Origin of the sequence: Bradyrhizobium huanghuaihaiense (genome assembly GCF_025200885.1) — a bacterium.
GTDB lineage: Bacteria > Pseudomonadota > Alphaproteobacteria > Rhizobiales > Xanthobacteraceae > Bradyrhizobium > Bradyrhizobium huanghuaihaiense.
Genome location: NZ_CP104172.1, coordinates 8972938 through 8993098 on the forward strand (window position 1 = coordinate 8972938; position 20161 = coordinate 8993098).

24 protein-coding genes are annotated in these 20161 nt (G+C 62.4%); 11 read left to right on the forward strand and 13 right to left on the reverse strand.

Annotated elements, in window-relative coordinates:
• Entirely contained in the window at nt 1-165 is a 165-nt protein-coding gene (locus tag N2603_RS41835; RefSeq protein WP_167526360.1) for a hypothetical protein, read from the reverse strand.
• Between the two features lie 178 nt (nt 166-343).
• A complete protein-coding gene (locus N2603_RS41840) occupies nt 344-529 on the reverse strand; it encodes a hypothetical protein (protein WP_260386778.1) in 186 nt (61 codons plus the stop codon).
• A gap of 193 nt (nt 530-722) precedes the next feature.
• Here N2603_RS41840 and N2603_RS41845 point away from each other — a divergent pair, with 193 nt between their 5' ends.
• Nucleotides 723-2744, forward strand: a complete 2022-nt coding sequence (locus N2603_RS41845) for a YgiQ family radical SAM protein (RefSeq protein ID WP_260386779.1) — start codon at nt 723-725, stop codon at nt 2742-2744.
• Between the two features lie 462 nt (nt 2745-3206).
• Here the strand turns inward: N2603_RS41845 and N2603_RS41850 are convergent, their stop codons facing one another.
• A complete protein-coding gene (locus tag N2603_RS41850; RefSeq protein ID WP_260386780.1) occupies nt 3207-4142 on the reverse strand; it encodes a 2-dehydropantoate 2-reductase in 936 nt (311 codons plus the stop codon).
• A 268-nt stretch (nt 4143-4410) separates the two neighbouring features.
• Complete coding sequence (locus tag N2603_RS41855) at nt 4411-4770, reverse strand: hypothetical protein (protein WP_260386781.1); 360 nt, start codon at nt 4768-4770, stop codon at nt 4411-4413.
• Between the two features lie 251 nt (nt 4771-5021).
• Between N2603_RS41855 and N2603_RS41860 the strand changes: the two genes are divergently transcribed.
• A complete protein-coding gene (locus tag N2603_RS41860) occupies nt 5022-5321 on the forward strand; it encodes a hypothetical protein (protein WP_018642713.1) in 300 nt (99 codons plus the stop codon).
• A 316-nt stretch (nt 5322-5637) separates the two neighbouring features.
• Here the strand turns inward: N2603_RS41860 and N2603_RS41865 are convergent, their stop codons facing one another.
• A complete protein-coding gene (locus N2603_RS41865; RefSeq protein ID WP_018646754.1) occupies nt 5638-6495 on the reverse strand; it encodes an HD domain-containing protein in 858 nt (285 codons plus the stop codon).
• Between the two features lie 183 nt (nt 6496-6678).
• Nucleotides 6679-7407, reverse strand: a complete 729-nt coding sequence (locus N2603_RS41870) for a Crp/Fnr family transcriptional regulator (protein WP_260386782.1) — start codon at nt 7405-7407, stop codon at nt 6679-6681.
• Nucleotides 7408-7583: 176 nt separating this feature from the next.
• Here N2603_RS41870 and N2603_RS41875 point away from each other — a divergent pair, with 176 nt between their 5' ends.
• Nucleotides 7584-7808: a hypothetical protein gene (locus N2603_RS41875; RefSeq protein WP_035667676.1), complete on the forward strand. Its 225-nt coding sequence runs from the start codon at nt 7584-7586 to the stop codon at nt 7806-7808.
• 204 nt (nt 7809-8012) lie between these two features.
• On the opposite strand, the gene clcA is transcribed toward N2603_RS41875, so the two are convergent.
• A complete protein-coding gene (gene clcA, locus N2603_RS41880; RefSeq protein WP_260386783.1) occupies nt 8013-9272 on the reverse strand; it encodes a H(+)/Cl(-) exchange transporter ClcA in 1260 nt (419 codons plus the stop codon).
• Here clcA and N2603_RS41885 point away from each other — a divergent pair.
• The 3 genes from N2603_RS41885 (at nt 9168) to N2603_RS41895 (ending at nt 10822) form a co-directional block, all read left to right on the forward strand.
• Nucleotides 9168-9422, forward strand: coding sequence for a hypothetical protein (locus N2603_RS41885; protein WP_260424457.1), 255 nt, complete (start codon nt 9168-9170; stop codon nt 9420-9422). The two genes, clcA and N2603_RS41885, sit on opposite strands and share 105 nt — an antisense overlap.
• A gap of 231 nt (nt 9423-9653) precedes the next feature.
• Nucleotides 9654-10112, forward strand: coding sequence for an Rrf2 family transcriptional regulator (locus N2603_RS41890; RefSeq protein ID WP_260386784.1), 459 nt, complete (start codon nt 9654-9656; stop codon nt 10110-10112).
• A gap of 26 nt (nt 10113-10138) precedes the next feature.
• A complete protein-coding gene (locus tag N2603_RS41895) occupies nt 10139-10822 on the forward strand; it encodes a class I SAM-dependent methyltransferase (protein WP_260386785.1) in 684 nt (227 codons plus the stop codon).
• Between the two features lie 52 nt (nt 10823-10874).
• Here the strand turns inward: N2603_RS41895 and N2603_RS41900 are convergent, their stop codons facing one another.
• Nucleotides 10875-11213: a hypothetical protein gene (locus N2603_RS41900; protein WP_260386786.1), complete on the reverse strand. Its 339-nt coding sequence runs from the start codon at nt 11211-11213 to the stop codon at nt 10875-10877.
• A gap of 229 nt (nt 11214-11442) precedes the next feature.
• On the opposite strand from N2603_RS41900, the gene N2603_RS41905 reads away from it, so the two are divergent.
• The 4 genes from N2603_RS41905 to N2603_RS41920 all read left to right on the forward strand — a co-directional run bounded on the left by N2603_RS41905 (nt 11443) and on the right by N2603_RS41920 (nt 15864).
• Nucleotides 11443-12513, forward strand: a complete 1071-nt coding sequence (locus N2603_RS41905) for an AraC family transcriptional regulator (RefSeq protein ID WP_260386787.1) — start codon at nt 11443-11445, stop codon at nt 12511-12513.
• Nucleotides 12514-13183: 670 nt separating this feature from the next.
• A complete protein-coding gene (locus tag N2603_RS41910) occupies nt 13184-14206 on the forward strand; it encodes an LLM class flavin-dependent oxidoreductase (protein ID WP_260386788.1) in 1023 nt (340 codons plus the stop codon).
• Nucleotides 14207-14304: 98 nt separating this feature from the next.
• Complete coding sequence (locus tag N2603_RS41915; protein WP_026312577.1) at nt 14305-14766, forward strand: DUF2846 domain-containing protein; 462 nt, start codon at nt 14305-14307, stop codon at nt 14764-14766.
• A 21-nt stretch (nt 14767-14787) separates the two neighbouring features.
• Entirely contained in the window at nt 14788-15864 is a 1077-nt protein-coding gene (locus N2603_RS41920) for a M48 family metallopeptidase (protein WP_260386789.1), read from the forward strand.
• A 153-nt stretch (nt 15865-16017) separates the two neighbouring features.
• Here N2603_RS41920 and N2603_RS41925 read toward each other — a convergent pair whose 3' ends face one another.
• Nucleotides 16018-16473 (reverse strand): hypothetical protein, encoded by a 456-nt coding sequence (locus tag N2603_RS41925; RefSeq protein WP_260386790.1) that lies wholly within the window; start codon nt 16471-16473, stop codon nt 16018-16020.
• A gap of 10 nt (nt 16474-16483) precedes the next feature.
• The gene (locus N2603_RS41930; protein ID WP_425248961.1) at nt 16484-16786 is read right to left on the reverse strand and encodes a hypothetical protein; all 303 of its coding nucleotides are present in this window, start codon (nt 16784-16786) and stop codon (nt 16484-16486) included.
• Nucleotides 16787-16882: 96 nt separating this feature from the next.
• On the opposite strand from N2603_RS41930, the gene N2603_RS41935 reads away from it, so the two are divergent.
• Nucleotides 16883-17209 (forward strand): hypothetical protein, encoded by a 327-nt coding sequence (locus tag N2603_RS41935; protein WP_260386791.1) that lies wholly within the window; start codon nt 16883-16885, stop codon nt 17207-17209.
• A 65-nt stretch (nt 17210-17274) separates the two neighbouring features.
• Here the strand turns inward: N2603_RS41935 and N2603_RS41940 are convergent, their stop codons facing one another.
• The 3 genes from N2603_RS41940 to N2603_RS41950 all read right to left on the reverse strand — a co-directional run bounded on the left by N2603_RS41940 (nt 17275) and on the right by N2603_RS41950 (nt 20160).
• The gene (locus N2603_RS41940; RefSeq protein WP_260386792.1) at nt 17275-18318 is read right to left on the reverse strand and encodes a zinc-binding dehydrogenase; all 1044 of its coding nucleotides are present in this window, start codon (nt 18316-18318) and stop codon (nt 17275-17277) included.
• 13 nt (nt 18319-18331) lie between these two features.
• Nucleotides 18332-18997 carry a class I SAM-dependent methyltransferase gene (locus N2603_RS41945; protein ID WP_260386793.1) on the reverse strand — a complete coding sequence of 222 codons (666 nt, stop codon included), beginning with the start codon at nt 18995-18997 and terminating at the stop codon, nt 18332-18334.
• 128 nt (nt 18998-19125) lie between these two features.
• Nucleotides 19126-20160, reverse strand: coding sequence for a tripartite tricarboxylate transporter substrate binding protein (locus tag N2603_RS41950; RefSeq protein ID WP_260386794.1), 1035 nt, complete (start codon nt 20158-20160; stop codon nt 19126-19128).
• Nucleotide 20161: the final 1 nt, after the last annotated feature.

A 20161-nucleotide genomic window follows, 5' to 3' on the forward strand; every position in this document is an offset into this window, starting at 1 on the left:
CTACTGCCCGTCCCTCGATCCTGGCCTGTCCAGGAAGTCCAGCGCGGTGTTGATCTGCTCGAGCTGGTGCTCGATCCTGTCGCGATCCTGGACGACCTGCGCCTTCTCGAGTTCCTCCACGAGCTTCTGCTTTCGCGCCAGCAAGTTCTCTATGACCGTGCTCACAAGCCCCCCTCGCCCCGAAGCGAGCATCGGGGCAGAAATCCGGCCAGCGGCGCTGTGCCGGAATTGTCGAGGCGCGCGCGAGCGGGGGCTCGCGCAGGCGCCAGGGTCAGAATGTTCGCGAGGGCGGTTGGTTCCTGCGAGTGAACCACAATGCTGGCAGATGTGACGATTGCGACACTCAATGCGTCAGGACGGTGCCTGCAAGTTGCATCGGCGCGATGGGGGTATGGGCGATCGAAACTGCGAAGACAGCCAGCAATGCGAAGAACGCGCAGAGCCTCATGTGCACCGTCCTGCGATCGGTGACCGGCAGCAGCAGGAAGAACAACATCGCCAGGACCAGCAACGCGTCGATCAGAAACATGGACCTTCTCCCTTGAAACCGGGAGCAGGATGACGCGGCGCGGCCGGCCGGTATGTGGACGGCGTCACAGAGCCGAGCCGGGCCGCCGGCGCGGCCTGTGCTGCTGAATTATGCGTCACCGGGAACCTTAATCAGCGAACGCGGCATAGCGGCCGGTTGTATTCGCGGCCCCGGAGTCCTATGCGTATCCGCCATGGACACCCAGATCATCACCGCCGAAAAGCCCCTGATGGCCCAGGCCCGGCCGCGCAAGCCCGCGCCGTTCCTTCCCATGAGCCGCGCCGAGATGGACGCGCTCGGCTGGGATGCCTGCGACATCGTGCTGGTGACGGGGGATGCCTATGTCGATCATCCCAGCTTCGGCATGGCCATCATCGGCCGCCTGCTGGAGGCGCAAGGATTCAGGGTCGGCATCATCTCCCAGCCCGACTGGCATTCGGCCGAGCCGTTCAAGGCGCTCGGCAAACCAAAGGTGTTCTTCGGCGTCACCGGCGGCAACATGGATTCCATGGTGAACCGCTACACCGCGGACCGCCGCATCCGCAGCGACGATGCCTATACCGCCGGCGGCGAAGGCGGCAAGCGGCCGGACCGCTGCACCGTCGTCTACGCCCAGCGCTGCCGCGAGGCGTTCAAGGACGTGCCGATCGTGCTCGGCGGCATCGAGGCCTCGCTGCGCCGGATCGCGCATTACGACTACTGGTCCGACAAGGTGCGCCGCTCGGTGCTGGCCGACGCCAAGGCGGACCTCCTGCTTTACGGCAATGCCGAGCGCGCCGTCGTCGAGGTGGCGCAGCGGCTCGCGGCCGGCGAAGCGCCGCGCGAGCTCGACGACATCAGGGGCGTCGCGCTGTTCCGCAAGGTGCCTGCGGATTACGCCGAGCTGCACGCCGACGACCTCGATTCCGCCGACGAGGGCGCAACGCGCCAGAAGGGCGCGACCGTGATCCGGCTGCCGGCACTGGAGCAGGTCGAGCAGGACAAGGAAGCCTATGCCCGCGCCTCACGCGTGCTGCACCGGGAGAGCAATCCCGGCAACGCGCGGCCGCTGGTGCAGCGTCATGGCGATCGCGACCTCTGGCTCAACCCGCCGCCGATCCCGCTTACCTCCGACGAGATGGACGCGGTCTACGACCTGCCTTACGCGCGCGCGCCGCATCCGTCCTACGGCGATGCCAAGATCCCGGCGTGGGACATGATCAAATTCTCGGTGACGATCATGCGCGGCTGCTTCGGCGGCTGCACCTTCTGCTCGATCACCGAGCACGAGGGCCGCATCATCCAGAACCGGTCGGAAGGCTCGATCCTGCGCGAGATCGAGCGCATCCGCGACAAGACGCCGGGCTTCACCGGCGTGATCTCCGACATCGGCGGCCCCACCGCCAACATGTACCGGATGGCCTGCAAGGACCCGAAGGTCGAGGCGGCATGCCGCCGGCCGTCCTGCGTCTTCCCGGAGATCTGCCCGAACCTCAACACCTCGCATGACGACCTGATCCGCCTCTATCGCAAGGTGCGCGAGACCAAAGGCATCAAGAAGGTGATGGTCGCCTCGGGCGTGCGCTACGACCTCGCGGTCGAGAGCCCGGAGTACATCAAGGAGCTCGTCACCCATCACGTCGGCGGCTATCTCAAGATCGCGCCCGAGCATACCGAGCGCGGTCCGCTCGACAAGATGATGAAGCCCGGCATCGGCGCCTACAACAAGTTCAAGCGGATGTTCGATGAAGCGGCTGAAAAGGCCGGCAAGAAATATTACCTGATCCCCTATTTCATCGCGGCGCATCCGGGCACGACCGACGAGGACATGATGAACCTCGCGCTGTGGCTGAAGAAGAACCGCTACCGCGCCGATCAGGTGCAGACCTTCCTGCCCTCGCCGATGGCGACCGCGACCGCGATGTACCACACCGGCGTCAATCCGCTGCGCGGCGTGCGCCACGGCGGCAGCGACAAGGTCGAGGCGATCAAGGGCCTGCGCCAGCGTCGCCTGCACAAGGCGTTTTTGCGCTACCACGATCCCGACAACTGGCCGGTGCTGCGCGAGGCCTTGATCGAGATGGGCCGCCGCGACCTGATCGGCTCGCAGCCCCACCAGCTCGTCCCCGCGCACCAGCCGCCCGGCACCGGCAAGGCCGCCGGCACGAAGCGCCCCGTTCGTCCCGGCGGCAAGACGCAGCGGTTCACGACCAAAGGCCTGCGGGTGATGAAGTAGCGGATGAGAGCCCGATGCTTTCGTGCCTCCCAAACAAAAATATTCGAAAACAACCCCATGCACAGTAGCCGGCCCTAGCGGGATCAATGGTTTAGACGTCCTGCGAAGACGTTTGACCCGTCGAGCAAACGATCGTTGCGCCGTCGGGCAAAACAGGCGCATGATGGCATGATCGGGCATGTGGGATAGAGCGAGCCCGGTCTCCGCCCGCATCGTTATCCTCGAGCTTCACACCGCGTCCCGCGCGCAGGCCGTTACGCGCCCGTTCGACGCGTTGGAAGGAATGCTTCCCGGCAATCAGCACCCTGCGGCGTACCCAGTGACTCCGGATGCGCCAAGGCGTGCACTCATCAATCGATCAGCTCCTGAAGCAGGCCATGGCCGTTCTGACTTCGAAGCCGGACATGGCCGGTTCGCCTCTGGAAGTCAGCTTGGGGCCAGAACCGGACATCGGTAAAGCAATCAGGATAAGCGCCCTGCGGCGCGCCGTTGCTCGAAAGCCTTGACGTTGGTGTAGGCGAGTAACAGCGTGTTGCACGGTATCTTCGCTTGCTCCGCCTTGCCCAGCATGAAGCCGAGGATGTGCTCCACCTCCGTCAGCCCGCCCCGTTCGATGTCGCGCAGCATCGACGTCGAATACTGCGAGTCCTGCTGGGAGAACGTTTCCTCCCACGATTTCATGAAAGCCGTGCTGGGCGCGTGGCCGTTGGCCGCAGCGATCGCAGCGCCACAGCGAAGCTGATCCAAAAAAAGCTCACGACCATAAGGGGTGCGGACAATCTCGCCGACATTTGCCCGCATCAGGCAGGTCATGGTGGCTGCGGTCGAAAGGTGAACCAGCTTTTCCCACATTCGCTGAACGATATCGGCGACCACGAAGACCTCCACTCCCTTCGCAGGCTCGAACAGCGCGGCCAATGCTCTCACGCGTTCCGTCATCTCCCCCGATTGCTCGCCAAAGGTAAGCGTTCGCCAGTCGTTGAACTGCCGGATCGCGCCATCCGGCATGATCGTCGCCTGTATCTTTGCCGTGCCACCGAGCACACGGTGCCGGCCAAATTTCTCATTCAGGACGTCGATATGCGCAATGCCGTTCAGGAATGGAAGGACATAGCCGTTCGACGCTACGGCGGGTGCGATTGCCGCAACTGCAGCATCGAGATCATATGACTTGCAGGTCAGGATCACCGCGTCATAGACCGGCGCCACCTCTGCCGCGACCACTGTCTTCACTGCTATTTGTGCGTCCCCGAACGGGCTCTCGATCCGCAACCCTTGCTCGGAAAGACTCTTGCGCCGCCCGTCGCGGACGAGAAACGTAACATCAGCTCCGCTCTCGGCGAGGCGGCCGCCGAAATAGCCACCGGTGCCGCCCGCACCCAATACTAGGTACCGCATTTGCTTGCCCCGACGTTCGCTTTTGGCAGATCCATCAAAGCATGCTGAATAACCCTTGGGCTAGAGGCAATGTCCGTTTCGGGTCATAAGCAGCGGTGGAGACCAAGTTGGATCGGCGTCCAGTTTGCCCCTGACAGCCGATATGACAAGCGCTCAATCGACTCCGGCTAAGGGCCATTTTCGGACTCATGCAGTGCAGCAAAATGCCTTTACTCGATCATCTCATCGGCGGTCGTGCCCTACGTTCTCGTATCGTCAGTCACGCGGCTTAAGTCTCGCGGCTCCCAACGTCACTGAGGTACTTTTCATACTCTGCTCGCGAGAGCAGATTGCCTTCTCGCTCGACGCGAGCGCGGTCCTTCGCGGGTAAAGAGGCCTGTGTATCATCGACACGCTTCCAGGGGGCCAAAGGCGTTTCGCATGTCGAGCGAGGCACAAATTCTGACGGTTGTATCTTTTTGTATCGGTGTACATAGCGTGGGCGGGCAGTTACGAAAAATTCAGTCACGCTCACCCGGACGACCAGTTGCGCCTCAGCGTACTCCGACAGCAGAGGATCGTTATCGTCAATACTGGCGATGCCTTGCGGGCGCAGACGATGCGGCTTCTCAAAGTTGATAAAGAGCATGGCGACCTGGCAAGTCCTCGCGTGATGTGAGCTGCTCTACACGCCCGAACAGCTCAGGTCTTGATATCGGCCCACCGGTTTTAGCCAGTAACGATGTGAGCCGAGATGCGGCAGCGTTACTGTCTCTTGCGAATCCTGAACCAAAATCAATCGATGAAGACAAACCTTCATCGAGATTGCATTGGGGTTCGCTCCCAAAGGTCACTCGATGCATGCCTCTTGGACATTTACATCGCTAAGGAGGTAGTCCCATGCCGATCGTTCAATTCACTCGCTTCAAAACCGACAAGCCCGAGGAAATGACCAAGGTTGTCGGGCGGGCGAAGAAAATCTTCGAAAAACACGGCGCCGAATTTCTTCGGCTGTCCCGTTTCCACACTGGCCATTGGGCAGGAGAGTTGCTGGTTACGACGCGCTACGCCAATTGGGAGGTCTACGGCAAAGTGCAGGAGGCCGTGGCAAAGGACCCGGAGTTCGCGCAGGTGATGGCTGACGGGTTGAAGATTGCCGAACTACAGGGCCGTAACATCGCTGTTAGCATCGATCTCTAGTCCGGGCGCCACCCGGCGGCAAACCACGTTAAGAGCGGAGGCCGCTGGACATATTGCCAGCGGCCTTTTTTCAATTTTGGGCGCCCTCGCCGACCAATGTCGGCTTCGGATCATGAGCGCCGTCTGGAAGGTCGGCCGGTTGCTTCCGGTCTACCCCGATAAGCCGACAACTGAGGACGTCGCCCGAACTTCGCATTCGGGCAGGAGCAGACGCGCCGAACACCGGGACGCGACTGGAGCCACCGGCTATGTCAGCTATCGTCAGTTCTGAGCGTCGGAGAATTGATCGGGATCAACCCGAAATCACAGTATTCGCCTACAGCTCCGGACCAGAAAGTCCGACCTCTCGCTCAGCGCGAAGGACATTACCATAGAGACTGCTGATCCATTGTCTTCCGCTCGAGGTTACATTCAAATAGCGGATGGCAGTTTGGATGTGCGGTGCGGCCTTGGTCCAGTAGAACTGAGGATATTTGTACACCACGTCCGCGGGCGTGGCGTATCCGAGCGATTTGTTGAGTCCTATCTCCTCGAACTCGTAGAACAGCGCATTTGATTTCTTCATGTAGTTCGGATCGCCGAGCTGACCGATCAGGTCGGCGGCGCGAAGCAACAAACCTTCCTCTTCGTCAAGATCATCCTTGAGTTCGTTCGCTGATGCGTCTGCATAAGGAAAACGAGTGTATTCGATGGCTTGGGCAACGCGAGCAGCGTCAATTTCGTCAACTGCGTCAAGACGCTCCACGGCGAATAATTTTGAGCGGTCGACATGATAGGGCGCAAGCGCTGCATCGGAGGAGCCGATCGGCAACTCAACCGTTCGGCCGGTACCATCAACCACATAGGCACCGTCCTGGTCTCCGTGAACTATTCCCCGAACGTAGCCAATGTCGTGAAGCAGGCACGCCAGGATGAAGTGAGCATAGTCGCCAGCCGTCGTTGGCCTAAGAAGGGAGCGCCCGATCAGGATGTCGTGCCCCACCAGCGTGACCAGCAAGGTGTGCTCGACGTTGTGGTAGAGTGCATCGCTGTTACCGATACATTCCAGAGCCAGCTTTGCTGCATAGGGGAGCAATTCCGGCAAGCTGGCGTGGGACGAGCCGAAGCGACCGCTTGTCTCCGAGATCAGGAACGCACCGAGCGCCTGGGACGTCAGTTCCGGGATCGTTATCATGAGCAATCTCTCACTTCGGTCGCCGAACCTTCAGGAGGCGTTCTGAAGGATCGGGAGGGAGAGGACGACCGTAGTAGTGTGGAGCCAAAGGATGGCTGATAATTGACTTAGATCAACAGCAGCGACGCCGGACTACGCGTGTGCGCAGCAGCGACTTCCGCTGAGGGCTGGCCCGCAACTGGTTCAACCTGTTAGCGGCTTCTTCATATGCAAGTAATCTGGATTGAACTCACCAAGCCGTTGGAGCTCGCGCCAGTTTAGAACGATCAACTCGCCCTCGCGGAAATCCATGCTACCAGAAGAACGCAACTGTTGAAGAGCGCGGTTGACCGACGCGATTGCCATGGCGAGCGTCTCCCCAAGCTGGGGCAACGTCAATGGGATCGAGCACCTGTTCCCCTTGTTGAGCTGGGAGAGGCGTGCCCGATAGAATACTTCGCAGAACAAATGCGCCATTCGGGTCGGCCTTGATCTCGCGCTGTTGTTCGTGATTGCTTCCCGGAAGATCGCGGCGTCCAGCAGAGTTTCTCTCCAGATGGCGATACCCAGCGAGGGGCGTCGTTCGAAGGCACCCAATATTTGTTGGTGCGGTATGAAGGCCACGCGCGCAGGACCAATTGAGCAAAGCGCATGGTCCATTCTTTCGATGAACAATCCCTGTGCATCGGGCAGATCGCCCGACATGTGAAAGGACAAGTATTGTCGACGCCCTCCTTTCAGCAGGTGATATCGGCCGACCATTCCCGACACGACCAGAACCGCGTGCTTCGGCTGGTCTCCCTGGCGAATAAAGTCCTGATCGGGCGACAGCTCTTTGGTCACAAACGAGAAATTGCAGATCTCCGCAATATCGTCACTCCGGAGCCGGGAATGCTCTTTCAAGTTCCGTATTAGTGTCTCATGGGGGTCCATAGCACTCCAGATTATGTTCGAGACCCGTATCACCTGATACGTCGGTGTGCTCCTCGCCGGTTAAACTCCATATGTCTCTCGAAGTTTCAATGATTGAGCCGTCAACCAGGAGAGTCATTTATCGGTGATGAGGTCGCCAGTTGCGCTTCCCCACCTTTAGGAGAAGGAGCAGCGCCTTGCCAATCAACCCGCTCATTTCTGCGAATATCAATTTGACGCCAGAGCAGCGGCACGTTCTTGAACTCGCCTTCAACCGGACGCTACGCAAGCTTAACCTGGTGGATCGCAACGATCCGATTTGCGAAATAGTCGCCCGCAAAGTCATTGAGATTGAAGCTACCGGCGTTACCAACGCGGTCGCGATCTCCGAGATCGCATTTAGACAGCTTTACCCTTCGTAATCGGGCCCGCTGTGGGTCAATCGGGCCCGTTCGCTCCGGTCAAAGTGGCGTCCCGTTCACTCCTCACGGCCGACATCGAGGCACCAGGTGGAATTTGTTGCGATGCGGACGCGAAACACGGCTCACGAACAGAATTTCCGCTTGAAGAAGCCGGACGCCCGAAGCATTGCGCGCGCAGCGGCGTAGTCGGGGATGACACCGATCTCAGCTCTGTCTGATTTGCCGCTCCAGGCGCAGCGTATGCTCGCGCAGGGAATCGTAGATCGGTGCATTGCCCAGCAGCATGGGTAGCAGCATCGCCATGAAGCAGGCGCCCAGCATCGGCATCAGCATGGTCACGTTACCGGTCATTTCGGCGACGAGAACGATGCCGGTCACCGGCGCGCGCACGACGCCGGTGAAGAGAGCGGCCATGCCCACCAATGCAAATGCTTCCGGCTGGATCGACAGCGCCGGGAACGCAACGCGGCAAGCCTCTCCGAACAGCAACCCGGACTGGGCTCCCAGCACGAGCAAGGGTGCGAACAGCCCGCCGGGCGTGCCGGCCGCGTATGAGAGAGCGCCGAGCCCGAACCGGATCAGGAATGCGAATCCCAGGATCCCCGCATTCTCGTGGCCGATCAACGCGCGCTGCGTGATCTGATCTCCGCCACCGACCAGTTCGGGCGCGAACCAGGCCAATATGCCGACGCTTGCGCCGATCAATCCGGCGCGGAGCTCGATCGGCAGCCGTCCAAATCGATCGCGAACTGCGATGGTCGCGAGCAGGGTGCGATTGTAGGCGACGGCCAGCAGACCCGCGATGCCACCCAGAGCCAGGAACAGCGGGGCGGACTCGGCCCTGGGATAGCTCAGCGGCGCGACCTCGAAGTCGGGCGCGTCACCGAGCAGCAGCCGTGCGACCGGGATCGCCGTTGCCAGCGCGGCAAGGGCAGCGACGGCAACACGGTGCTCGAACCTCTGCACCAGTTCCTCCAGCACAAACACGAGCCCGGCAATCGGCGCATTGAAGGCCGTTGCAAGGCCGGCGCCGGCGCCAGCCGCCAGCAGCACCCGGGCATCCGCCCAACAGAGTTGGCAGAGGCGCGCGGCGAAAACCGCGATACCGGCGCCCATCTGGACGGTCGGCCCCTCACGGCCCAGCGCCAGTCCGGAGCCGATCGCCAGTATTCCGCCGAAGAACTTCACCGGCACCAGACCAAACGGAGCCGGTGGGATCTCTTCGCGCAGGACAGCTTCGACATGCGGAATGCCGCTGCCCGAAGCGTGTGGCGAGAATTGCCGCACCATCCACGCGGCAACCAGGGTTGCGACGGCGCAAGCGTCGACGACGGTCAAGCACCCCCAGATTGCGTGGCCATGGGCCCAGGCGATCATCTCATCGCGCAGACCATCCGCACGCACGAGCAAAAGCCGGAAGATCGCCCCGACACATCCAGTCGCTGCGCCTACGATGAGAGCCATCGCCGCGAGCCCCAACAGGCTGCGACGTTGGTCCGCGACTTGCCGCTCGTCGTCAGGGTTATGGTCCACAGCTGGTCGATGATCCCGAGGCCTTCGCAAGCGGCAATCTTTGCCGAAATCACCGGCGAATGTCCCGAAAAAATGTTCTGACTTGACCGAAGAACTGCCTCTCCGACCGACACGCCAGGACCTCACCCCACGTCAAGATGCGCCGAACCAAGACCCGGCGCCGCAGATCGGCGATTGGACGTGGCAATCGATCCCCACGGACGTGCACCGTAACGCCGCGCTCGACCCGCGCCTGAAGCCAATCCTGCTTCCACGATCAGTGAGGGCGCAAACCGCTTGACCGCGGCGCCATCATGTAACATATAAAGTTACATGAAACGCGACAGTCGACTATCCGGCGTACTCCATGTGCTGCTGCACATGGCGCAGCAGCCTGGCCCCTACACGTCCGAGACGCTGGCGAAGGCGATGGACACCAATCCGGTGGTGATCCGCCGCATCATGGCGGGCCTGCGGGAGCTTGGTTACGTCCGCTCCGAGAAGGGGCACGGCGGCGGCTGGCGGCTTGCTTGCGATCTTTCGAAGGTGACGCTGCGCGACGTCTACACCGCGCTCGGCAGTCCGTCGCTGCTGGCGATGGGTAACCGGACCGAGGCGCCGGGCTGTCTCGTCGAGCAGGCCGTCAATGCCGCGCTCGATCAGGCCTTTCACGACGCCGAAGCGCTGCTGCTGGCGCGCCTCGGCGAGGTGACGCTGGCGATGCTGGGCGATGATTTGCGCAAGCGGCTCGGGTCTCGAAAGATCCACCACATCAGCGCGCATGGCGCGTGAACGGCTCCATTCACCGGGACAACATCATGACCGACATTCAAGCTGCATTCTCGGATCCGCAATTCGTGGCTCGATATACCAAAGGGCCACGGCGGTTCGTGCCGGGCTATGACGCCATGCAGTCCATGGCGTCAATTCTGCTGGCCGAAAGCGTCCCCAGCGATGGGCAGGTGCTCGTCCTCGGCGCGGGCGGCGGCCTGGAGCTCAAAGCCTTTGCACAGGCGCATCCCGGTTGGCGCTTCGACGGCGTCGACCCCTCTGGGCCGATGCTGGCGCTGGCCGGGCAGACTCTGGGAGAACTCGCACCACGTGCGCGCTTTCACCAAGGCTACATCGATGATGCCCCGGAGGGACCGTTCGACGGCGCCACCTGCCTCTTGACCCTCCATTTCGTGGATGTCGCCGAACGACGCCGGATCGCCTCGGAGGTCCGCCGCCGGCTCAAACCGCGCGCACCGTTCGTGGTCGCGCATCTGAGCGCGCCCGATGGAGAGAAGGAACGTCCGCTGTGGCTGGCGCGGTACTCAGCGTTCCTGGCCGCATCCGGCGTCGAGCCGGAGCAGGCCGCGGCCGCACAGGATGCCGTCAGCAACCATCTGCAAATTCTGGCGCCCGCTCACGACGAGGTGATCTTGCGCGAGGCCGGTTTCTCCGAGCCGACGCTGTTCTACACCGGCTTCGCCTTCCGCGGCTGGGTGGCGTATGCCTGAGGCCAATCAGCTGCACGGCTTTGCCGGGAGCTGGCGGTCTGCGCGGCGATTGTCAGCCTACCGTTTCGCTGTCTGCACAAAGCGGCGCTTCCGCCAAACGGCTCGCTCGCGAAGCAAAGTCCTCGAACGCTGCGACCGCATCGCGCATGTTGTGACAGCCGCGACTGTCGAGCGACGCATGAACGCTGAGATCGAACAGCTCTATCCAGAACAACGGGCTCTCGGGCAAGCCTGCCCCAAGCGCTTCGAACATGCTGATCTCGCAATCCCCGACCCGCTCGAGCGCAACCGTCCGGGAGCCATGGGCGATATGGGGAATTCCGAGCAACGTTCCGTAACCTCGTAAAATCTTCACGTTGATGGGCGGCGCGACGCCGTCACTGCTGGACATCAAGGCCATCGTAGCTTTCGGGGAAAGGGGCTGCCCCGAGAACGCAAGACCAGTCTCGGGGGCAGACAAGCGATTTAAGTCACACGCCTCCCGGTTTCTTGTTATCGTGAGCCAATAAGTTGATTTTTCATGCCGCCATCACGATAGGCGAGCCCAAAGAGCGAGGCCCGCAGCGGCAACGACGAAAGGGTTCGGTGTGCCGGCTGCCCATTCGCCCCATTTTGAAACAATGCCCAGTGCGACCGGCGGAATCGCCCGCCTGGTATGGGCACGCCTGCAGGACGCCGGCATCGAGGCGGACAGTCTGCTGTCCAGGGCCGGACTGACTCTCAAGCAGATCGAGGATCGCAAGGCGCGCCTGAGCGCCGAGAGCCAGATCAGGTTTCTGGAACTTGGGGCCGAGGCGTTGCAGGACGACAGCCTCGGCTTCCACCTGGCACGAGACTTCGACCTTCGTGAAATTGGCCTGCTCTATTACGTGGCAGCATCCTCCGGGACGATCGCCGAAGCCTTGGCAAAGGCCGAGCGCTATTGCCGTCTCGCCAACGAGGGGATTTCGCTGCGATTCGCCGCGAAAGAGATGACGATCACGCTGAAATATGTCGGTGTGGAACGGCGCTCGGACCAGCACCAGATCGAATTCTGGCTGACCTCAATCATTCGCATGAACCGCACCCTGACCAATCGCCGCCTGATCCCGAGCCGACTCAAAATGGTGCATCGCCGTCGAACGACGCCCGCAGAGGTCAGGTCGTTCCTGGGGTGCGAAATCGAGTTCGGGTCCGATGTCGACGAGATCGCTTTCCCGGTATCCGTGGGGCCGATGCCGATCGAAAGTGCCGATCACTATCTGAACGATTTGCTGGTGACGTATTGCGAGCAGGCACTCGCACACCGGAAATCCGGCGGAGTCCCGCTCAGATCGAGCGTCGAGAATGCAATCGCCCCATTGCTCCCGCATCGTGAGGCACGGGTCGAAGAGATCGCCCGCCGCCTGGGCATGAGCCATCGCACGCTGGTGCGGCGCCTCGCTCTGGAGGGACTGACCTTCAGCGGCATCCTCGACGAGATGAAGATCGACCTCGCCAAGAGCTATCTGAAGAACGATGAACTGCCTATTTCGCAGACCGCCTGGCTGCTCGGCTACGGAGAAGTCAGCGCGTTCACCCACGCCTTCAAGCGCTGGACCGGAATGACACCGAGGCAATGGCGCGCCGCCGACGATCCCAAGCAAGCCACTGGCCCCGACGATACGCCGCTTCACGCAAAGCCCGCACCCGCGAACTCCTCCCAGAGCTGACAGAATACCGAAATGTTCGTCGCTTCTACGCGCGCCCGCGCGGTGCATGCGGCCCGGTTCGCATATAGCTGGTTTCAATCGCGCAAGGACCGTCGCCCCGGTAGCTTGAAGCCATTGTCGCGCAACCAGAGAATGTGCCATGGTATATAACCTTGGGTTGTTCGCCAGGGCGCGGACATGGGCCGGGGCGACGACGGTACGGGCTTCAGGGAGTTACGGACCATGACGACTTTGGCGAAATCATTTGCTCTCGCCGCCCTCGCGGCGACCATGAGTGTCGGAGCACTTGCGCTCAGCATTGTCTCTGCCTCGGCGCAATCGCCTGCGGCGTACAAGAACTACTGCGTCACCAGGACTATTTGTAACAACGGCTTTCTATGGAGGTGCAACCGTTGTGACAGCCGCTATTCATGGCGACGTGGGTGCCGCCCCACCTTTAGGGCTTGCTGACACTGACGCAGAATGCCGCTGCCAATAGGAGAACTATTGTGACCGCCGGGCGCGGTCGCAATATTGTCACGCCCGCTTCGTGGGCAGAATGAGAAATGGCGGCGTCGTCTGCTCTGTTTCCCCCAAGAGCAGCACTTGCGAGTGAACGCCTTTCCACGTTGCCCAACTTTCCTCCAGCCGACCTATCGCAAACATTTGCGATCATGCTTACCTTGTCTTCATGAAAAAGATCGGATTCCTCTCCTTCGGGCACTGGACGCCCTCGCCGCAATCGCAGACCCGCTCTGCCAGCGACACGCTCCTGCAATCGATCGAGCTTGCGGTTGCGGCCGAACAGCTCGGCGCTGACGGCGCCTATTTCCGCGTCCATCATTTCGCGCGGCAGCTGGCCTCGCCCTTTCCGCTGCTCGCGGCCGTCGGTGCGAGGACGAGCAGGATCGAGATCGGCACGGCAGTGATCGACATGCGCTACGAGAACCCGCTCTACATGGTGGAGGACGCCGGCTCCGCCGACCTCATCGCCGGCGGCAGGCTGCAGCTCGGCATCAGCCGCGGCTCGCCCGAGCAGGTGATCGACGGCTGGCGCTATTTCGGGTATCGGCCGGCCGAGGGCCAGAGCGATGCCGACATGGGCCGGCGCCACGCCGAGGTCTTCCTCGACCTCCTGCGCGGCGAAGGATTTGCCGAACCCAATCCGCAGCCGATGTTTCCGAATCCGCCGGGGCTCCTGCGCATCGAGCCGCATGCACAAGGCCTGCGCGAGCGGATCTGGTGGGGCGCCGGCTCGAACGCGACCGCGGTGTGGGCGGCGCAGCTCGGCATGAACCTGCAGAGCTCGACGCTGAAGAACGATGAGACCGGCGAAGCCTTTCACGTGCAGCAGGCCACGCAGATCCGTAGCTATCGCGCCGCCTGGAAGGAAGCCGGCCACAGCCGCGAACCGCGCGTGTCCGTGAGCCGCAGCATTTTCGCGCTGATGGACGATCGCGACCGCGCCTATTTCGGCGGCGAGCGCGGCGGCGAGGACCAGATCGGCTTCATCGACCCGCGCACGCGCGCGATCTTCGGCCGGAGTTATGCGGCCGAGCCGGATGTGCTGATCGAGCAGCTGCGGCAGGACGAGGCCATTGCGGAAGCGGATACGTTGCTGCTGACGATTCCGAACCAGCTCGGCGTTGCCTATTGCGCGCATGCGATCGAGGCGATCCTCAAACATGTGGCGCCGGCGCTGGGGTGGCGGTAAGGCGGGCCATGCTGATCGACCTTTGGTCGTGATTGACTTCAACCACCACCCAGTTCAATGATGTCCCCGGGGACAATTGGAATCGATTTGAGGCTGGAATGCGTGGGGTGGTGGGGATCTTTGCCGTGGCCATGTTGCTTGCGGGGTGCGCATCGGGGCAGCTGGGTGGCGCGGCTCTGACTGACAACGTCAAGTCAAATACGGCACGCTTGGTGGTCTATCGCTCGTCGGCCCTGGGATTTGCGGTCATGCCCAACTACGCCGTCGACGGACGCGTGATTGGCGGCAGCCAGGCTGCGGGTTTCGTGTCGTGCGACCTGCCTCCGGGCCGGCACGAGGTCGCCGTCAACAATCTGCCGCTGAGCAGCAATCTGTTCGGGCAGGGAAGCGAGAAATTGAGCCTCGATTTGCGCGCCGGCAGCACCACCTATCTTTCCGCCCAGCCGCAGATGGGAATCGTGACGCCCGGCGCAATCACGCTGATCCAGGTCACGGAAAGCCAGGGCCGCGCCGATGTCGCCAGCTTGCGTCAGAGCACAGGCTCGTGCGGCAAGGCCTGAGCCGGACGACTCAAGACGCGGATGAAACGTTTCATCCTGAACATCATCCTGCGCCTCGGTCGCTACGCCGTGCTTCCGGCCGTCGCGCTGGCTTGCGTGATCCTGGCCGTTTGGCTGGTGGCGATGGACCGCTACACGATCACCGCGCTGGTCACGGCGCCTGTCGTGTTCTCCATTTTCCTGGGCGCGCTGGCGCTCACGATCGGGCTCCTGCTCCTGCCCTCGCGCAAGCATCGGGATTTTGAGGCCGACGAGGCGATCGCTCCAGGCCTTTGGGCGATGTGGAGGGAGCTCGATCGCAACTTCGCCCGATCGCGCCGCACCCTGCTGATCAACACTGAGTTCAACGCCTCGATCGGCGAAGTGAGCCGGTACGCCGGACTATTCGGGCAACACGTCACGATGACCGTCGGCTTGCCGATGCTCATCGTTCTGGACGAGCGCGCGATTCGCGCCGTCGTTGCCCATGAGGTGGCGCACGCCCAGCTTCGGCACACCTCGGGAAGCATCAACCTCGCGGATTTCATCGCGGCTTCGGAGAATGTCTTCCTCTACGCCGATCCGGAGTGGACCATCACCGGGCGCATTGTTCGGGCGCTGCTCCATTCCATGCTCGAATGGCTCGAGAAGGAATATCGCGCGCTATCGCGGGAGAACGAGCTGGGCGCCGATCTCGGTGCGGCCGAGCAGGTTGGCCTCGGCGAAACCGCGCGTGCGCTGGTGCTGATGGAAGCCTGCGGAACGCGTCTCATCGATCTCGTGTTCGCCCCTCTGGAAAAAGAGGTGCTGGGCGCAATCAATGCGCCGCGGCCGCCTTTCGAACGGATCGTCAAGCAGCTCGCGGATATCAGGGCGCCGGAGCCGATGGCCGCCGCTGCCGTCGCGGGTTTGAGCCGCGAGCATGATCCCGATTCGACCCATCCGCCTTTCGGCAAGCGGCTCGCCAACCTCGGATACACCGACATTCCCGAGATCGACGAGATCAGGACATCCGCCATCGACCAACTTCTCTCACGGGACGCAGCCAAAGATCTCCCCGCCCGCTTCGACGGGGAATGGCGGAAGAAGGCGCAGGAGTGGGTCAGCGTCGGCAGGTGATCGCGGCCGAAACCTGAGCAGCTGCCCCGGCCGCGCCGTCATGTGGCGCGCCCGGTTTCTCTCGCGAGCCGATATTTGCTTCGCGCGGCAACGCTCTATTCCTCACGACCTGCTGCCCGACTTGCTCGGGCAGCCTTTGTGTCGCCAGCCCGTTCAGCCGCCGCTCAGGCTGTGGCTGATGCGCGTCAGGATGCGGTCCCATTGCCGCTTCTCCGCCGCGGGATAGTTGATCAGCACGCAGTGAACGTAGCCCCGTGAGAAGTTGCAGCGGTCATACCAGATCGCGTCGCGCTTGAGGCTGGAGACCACGAAGAACCCAGGCGTGATCCGTTTATAGATGATGCCAGGCGGCGGACTCTTCCTGGCCAGGAACTCGGCCGGCGAGAGGCCTTGATCGGGAACGGCCTGCACCGTCAGATCGGCGCGGCCGTCCGACGTGCGAAACCGCTCGCCGTATCCGTCAGGCTTCCCGGCCGGCTCGCTGAAAATCGAAACTGGAATGTCGACCGCCGTTCCGGATTCCGCGATCCGGTAGGTGGTCCAGCTCTCCGCCCGGGCGACGGACGATGCCGCACAGAGTGCAACGATCACGGCAGCTGCAATCTTCATGTCGGCCTCATCAATGGCGCGGCGCCAATTGCAACTCCATCAGGGCGATCCTCCGCAGGGTGGCGGGGTCACGTTCACCCGAACCCGCCGTGCGCAGGATGGACTCGGCGAGTGCATTGACATGCGCGGAATGCACTGGCTCCGGCAGGGTCGCAACCGCAGCTTCCAGTGCGGCGGTCATCAATTCGATCACCTCGGGAGGAAATGCGACGTTGGAAAGGTTCTTCATCGTGCGGACCCGCTCCTTGTGCGAGCCGCCATTCAACGCCGGGAAAAATCGGAAGTTCCTCGCGCGCCGGCGCTGACGATTCATCTCGCATCGACATCTTCGAGGCTGCGACGAAACACGGCACCGGAGTCGCCGAACCGTATCCGCAGTGAGGCATTGAGTGTCGGAAGGGAGCCTCTCATGCCGACCAAGCCGACTATTGCGCGCATCTGGCGCGGCCGTACCCGCCGCGATGTCGCCGACGCCTACCAGGCTTATCTGCAGGCCGAAGGGATTCCGCCGCTGCTGGAGACAGCCCTGGGCGTACAGCAGTTGCGCGAGGACCGCGACCAGGAAACATGGTTCACGACCATCTCATATTGGGCGGACGTCGCGGCGATGACGGCGTTCACCAAGGGAGCGCCGGGCAAGGTCCACCATCTCGCACGCGACCCGGAATTCCTGATCGAGCTGCCGGAGCGGATCGAGATCCACCGCATTCTGATCGACGAACAGGGGCTGCGCTGAATCCCATGCGCAGGCAGGAGCCTGCGCATGGGATGATTACCGATGCAAAGAAGCGGCCGCAGTGCTCAGCTGATGTTCAACAGGATTCGCCCCGACTCGCCGCTCCGCATCAGATCCAGCGCGTCATTGACGTCGTCGAGCGCGAACTCGTGCGTGACGATGCCGCGGTAACTGACCTTGCCGGCCTCGTCGAGGCGGACGAGACGCGGGATATCGCGCGCCGGCTGGCATTGCCCGCCTTCCGAGCCCTTCAGCACCTTATCGAAGTGCAGGGGCAGCGTGTAGATCTCGACCTTCTCGCGGGGAACGCCGACGAGGATGCAGCGGCCTTTCTTGGCGGTGACCTCGTAGGCGAGCTCGATCAGTCTCCTGACGCCGGTGGTCTCGACGACCTTGTCGGGTCCGTCAGCCCCCGTGATGGCGCGAACCGCGGCGGCGACGTCCTCCACCGCATCGGAGTTGACGGTATGGGTGGCGCCGAACTGCTTCGCCATCTCCAGCTTGTTGTCGAGGCGGTCGATCGCGATGACCGGATGAGCGCCGACCATCGCGGCGAATTGCACGATGTTCAGGCCGACTCCGCCGACGCCGAACACAACCACGGCTTCGCCGATGGCAATCTGCGCATCGTTGTTGACGACGCCGAGCGCGGTCGTCACCGCGCAGCCGAGCAGCGGCGCACTGGTGCGGTCGATCGAGGCGGGGACCGGCGTGACGCGATTCTCCGACACCACGGCATAGTCGTTGAAGGTGGTGACCCAGCCCGCATTGAGGCGCTTGCCGCGCCAGGAATAGACCGGCGTGTTGGACTGGATGCCCTTGCCCGGCCGCCAGTGCATCACGACGGTGTCGCCCTCCTTGCAGGAGACGACGCCGGGCCCGGTCTCGACGATGGTCGCGAGCGCTTCATGCCCCAACAGATGCGGCAGGAACTTGTCGACGCCCTTGACGGCGTCGATCTCGTTGATCTGCGCGCCGCAGATGCTCGAGGTATGCACATGTGCGAGCACCTGGCCGTGCTCGAGCGTATCCGGCAGGGTGAACTCGTCGACGATCAGCGGCTTGCCCGATTCGACGAGAATCGCAGCCTTTGCAGTCTTGATATCCATGAGGCGCGCCCGGTCACTCGAAATAGATGAATTCGTAGTCGCCGGTGTAGCCGAGCTTTTCGTACAGCCAGATCCATTCCGAGGTGTGCAGGATGGATTCCGCCGTCAGCGCCCAGCATTCGAGGTTGTGCAGCTCGGCGACGTTCCGGTAGCCCTCGACCATGACGTATTTGTCCTTGCCGACCCGCTCGATCTCCTTGAGCGCGGCATCGAGCTCGTAGAGCCTGAGATTGTGCAGGGTACCGAGCGAGATGACGAGGTCGAAACTGTCGTCGCCATAGGGATAGACGTCCTGGGCACGATAGTTGAACAGATACGGCCTCACCTGCTCGTGCGCATGCGCAAGACCATGCTTCGAGATGTCGAAGCCGGTGACCTTCAACCCCGGCAGGATCTTCTGCATCTCGTACAGCAGAAAGCCCTTGCCGCAGCCGACGTCGAGCACGCTCGAGCCGTCCTTCAGGCCGTAGGTCTCGATCAGCGCCTTGGCGACCGGGGCCCAGCGCCCTTCGATGAAGCGGTAGCCGCCATAGCCGAAGCGGCGGTCGCCATCCCAGTAATCGGCCTCGTATTCCCGCGCCTTCAGCGAGCAGCTGATCTTGTCGTCGTTCATGCGGCCCATGTAGTCGCGCTTGGTCGCAGTATGCAGTGGCGTCACAATATTCAGCAGTCGTCCCATTGAGCCCTCGGATTCCGTCACGCGCTGAGAGTGTCTCAGGCCGCGAATCGCGACTCAACCCTAGCACTTTCGCCGCAGGCCATCGTTGTTTCAGATCAATGACCGGAAATGGACGACGCATCCGCCTGCTACTGCACCTCGATGTTCGCGTCCTTGACCAGCTTGCGCCAGCGGTCCTCCTCCTGCTGGACATAGCGGTCGAGCTCGTCCGGCGCGCTGCCGACCATGATGAGGCCCTCGTTGGCCTCAAGCTGCTTGAAGGCACCAGACTTGGCGGCCTTTGCGACCGCCTGATTGAGGCGCGCAATCACCGGAGCGGGCGTCTTGGCCGGCGCGTACAATCCGTACCAGGACTCGGCGGCGTAGCCGGGCACCCCGGCCTCGGCGACAGCAGGCAATTGCGGGAACGCGGCCGAACGCTCGGCGGACGTGACGGCGAGCGCCCGGAGCTGACCCGCAGCCACCAGCGAGGCCGCGCTGGCCACGGTGGTGAACATCACGTCGATCTGCCCGCCCAGGAGATCGCTGATCGCAGGCGCCGCGCCCTTGTAGGGCACCGCCGTCATCTTGACCTTCGCCATGGCGTTGAACAGCTCGCCGGCGAGATGGGCCGAGGTGCCGGTGCCGAACGTCCCGAAATTCAGCTTGCCCGGGTTGGCCCTGGCTTCAGTGATCAGATCGGCGATCGAATTGATTTTGGAAGCCGGGTTGACGACGACGATATTGAAGGATCGCGCGATCAGCGAGACCGCCGCAAAATCCTTGTGCGGATCGAACGGCAGCTTGTTGTACAGGCTCGGATTGACCGCGTGCGCGAAGGTCGCCATCAGCAGCGAATAGCCATCGGGCTCGCTCGTTGCCACCGTCTGGGTTCCGATGATGGTCCCGGCGCCCGGCTTGTTCTCGATGATGACGGATTTGCCGAGATCCGTCTGGATTTCCTGCGCCGTCGTTCGCGCGATGATGTCGGTCCCGCCACCCGCTGCGAACGGCACCACGATCTTGATGATCTTTTCGGGATACTCGGCCCGCGCCGGCGCAACACCAAGCCCCGCGACGACCGGCAAGACGGCGCAGGCGAGGATGGCGAGGTTCAGCCAGCGCCGCACGGCAAAACCCTTCCCGCAAGCGCCGTCGTGATTGATGATTTCGCCAATGGCCATC

What these genes read in the sequence shown, in the direction of transcription:
- N2603_RS41950 (WP_260386794.1), bottom strand. Translation starts at nt 20,160, where the DNA reads ATGGCCATTGGCGAAATCATCAATCACGACGGCGCTTGCGGGAAGGGT.
- N2603_RS41900 (WP_260386786.1), bottom strand. Translation starts at nt 11,213, where the DNA reads ATGTCCAGCAGTGACGGCGTCGCGCCGCCCATCAACGTGAAGATTTTA.
- N2603_RS41930 (WP_425248961.1), bottom strand. Translation starts at nt 16,786, where the DNA reads ATGAATCGTCAGCGCCGGCGCGCGAGGAACTTCCGATTTTTCCCGGCG.
- N2603_RS41845 (WP_260386779.1), top strand. Translation starts at nt 723, where the DNA reads ATGGACACCCAGATCATCACCGCCGAAAAGCCCCTGATGGCCCAGGCC.
- N2603_RS41870 (WP_260386782.1), bottom strand. Translation starts at nt 7,407, where the DNA reads ATGGACCCCCATGAGACACTAATACGGAACTTGAAAGAGCATTCCCGG.
- clcA (WP_260386783.1), bottom strand. Translation starts at nt 9,272, where the DNA reads ATGGCTCTCATCGTAGGCGCAGCGACTGGATGTGTCGGGGCGATCTTC.
- N2603_RS41915 (WP_026312577.1), top strand. Translation starts at nt 14,305, where the DNA reads ATGCGTGGGGTGGTGGGGATCTTTGCCGTGGCCATGTTGCTTGCGGGG.
- N2603_RS41905 (WP_260386787.1), top strand. Translation starts at nt 11,443, where the DNA reads ATGCCCAGTGCGACCGGCGGAATCGCCCGCCTGGTATGGGCACGCCTG.
- N2603_RS41920 (WP_260386789.1), top strand. Translation starts at nt 14,788, where the DNA reads ATGAAACGTTTCATCCTGAACATCATCCTGCGCCTCGGTCGCTACGCC.
- N2603_RS41850 (WP_260386780.1), bottom strand. Translation starts at nt 4,142, where the DNA reads ATGCGGTACCTAGTATTGGGTGCGGGCGGCACCGGTGGCTATTTCGGC.
- N2603_RS41935 (WP_260386791.1), top strand. Translation starts at nt 16,883, where the DNA reads ATGCCGACCAAGCCGACTATTGCGCGCATCTGGCGCGGCCGTACCCGC.
- N2603_RS41840 (WP_260386778.1), bottom strand. Translation starts at nt 529, where the DNA reads ATGTTTCTGATCGACGCGTTGCTGGTCCTGGCGATGTTGTTCTTCCTG.
- N2603_RS41865 (WP_018646754.1), bottom strand. Translation starts at nt 6,495, where the DNA reads ATGATAACGATCCCGGAACTGACGTCCCAGGCGCTCGGTGCGTTCCTG.
- N2603_RS41910 (WP_260386788.1), top strand. Translation starts at nt 13,184, where the DNA reads ATGAAAAAGATCGGATTCCTCTCCTTCGGGCACTGGACGCCCTCGCCG.
- N2603_RS41885 (WP_260424457.1), top strand. Translation starts at nt 9,168, where the DNA reads ATGGGCCCAGGCGATCATCTCATCGCGCAGACCATCCGCACGCACGAG.
- N2603_RS41925 (WP_260386790.1), bottom strand. Translation starts at nt 16,473, where the DNA reads ATGAAGATTGCAGCTGCCGTGATCGTTGCACTCTGTGCGGCATCGTCC.
- N2603_RS41945 (WP_260386793.1), bottom strand. Translation starts at nt 18,997, where the DNA reads ATGGGACGACTGCTGAATATTGTGACGCCACTGCATACTGCGACCAAG.
- N2603_RS41890 (WP_260386784.1), top strand. Translation starts at nt 9,654, where the DNA reads ATGAAACGCGACAGTCGACTATCCGGCGTACTCCATGTGCTGCTGCAC.
- N2603_RS41860 (WP_018642713.1), top strand. Translation starts at nt 5,022, where the DNA reads ATGCCGATCGTTCAATTCACTCGCTTCAAAACCGACAAGCCCGAGGAA.
- N2603_RS41940 (WP_260386792.1), bottom strand. Translation starts at nt 18,318, where the DNA reads ATGGATATCAAGACTGCAAAGGCTGCGATTCTCGTCGAATCGGGCAAG.
- N2603_RS41855 (WP_260386781.1), bottom strand. Translation starts at nt 4,770, where the DNA reads ATGCTCTTTATCAACTTTGAGAAGCCGCATCGTCTGCGCCCGCAAGGC.
- N2603_RS41895 (WP_260386785.1), top strand. Translation starts at nt 10,139, where the DNA reads ATGACCGACATTCAAGCTGCATTCTCGGATCCGCAATTCGTGGCTCGA.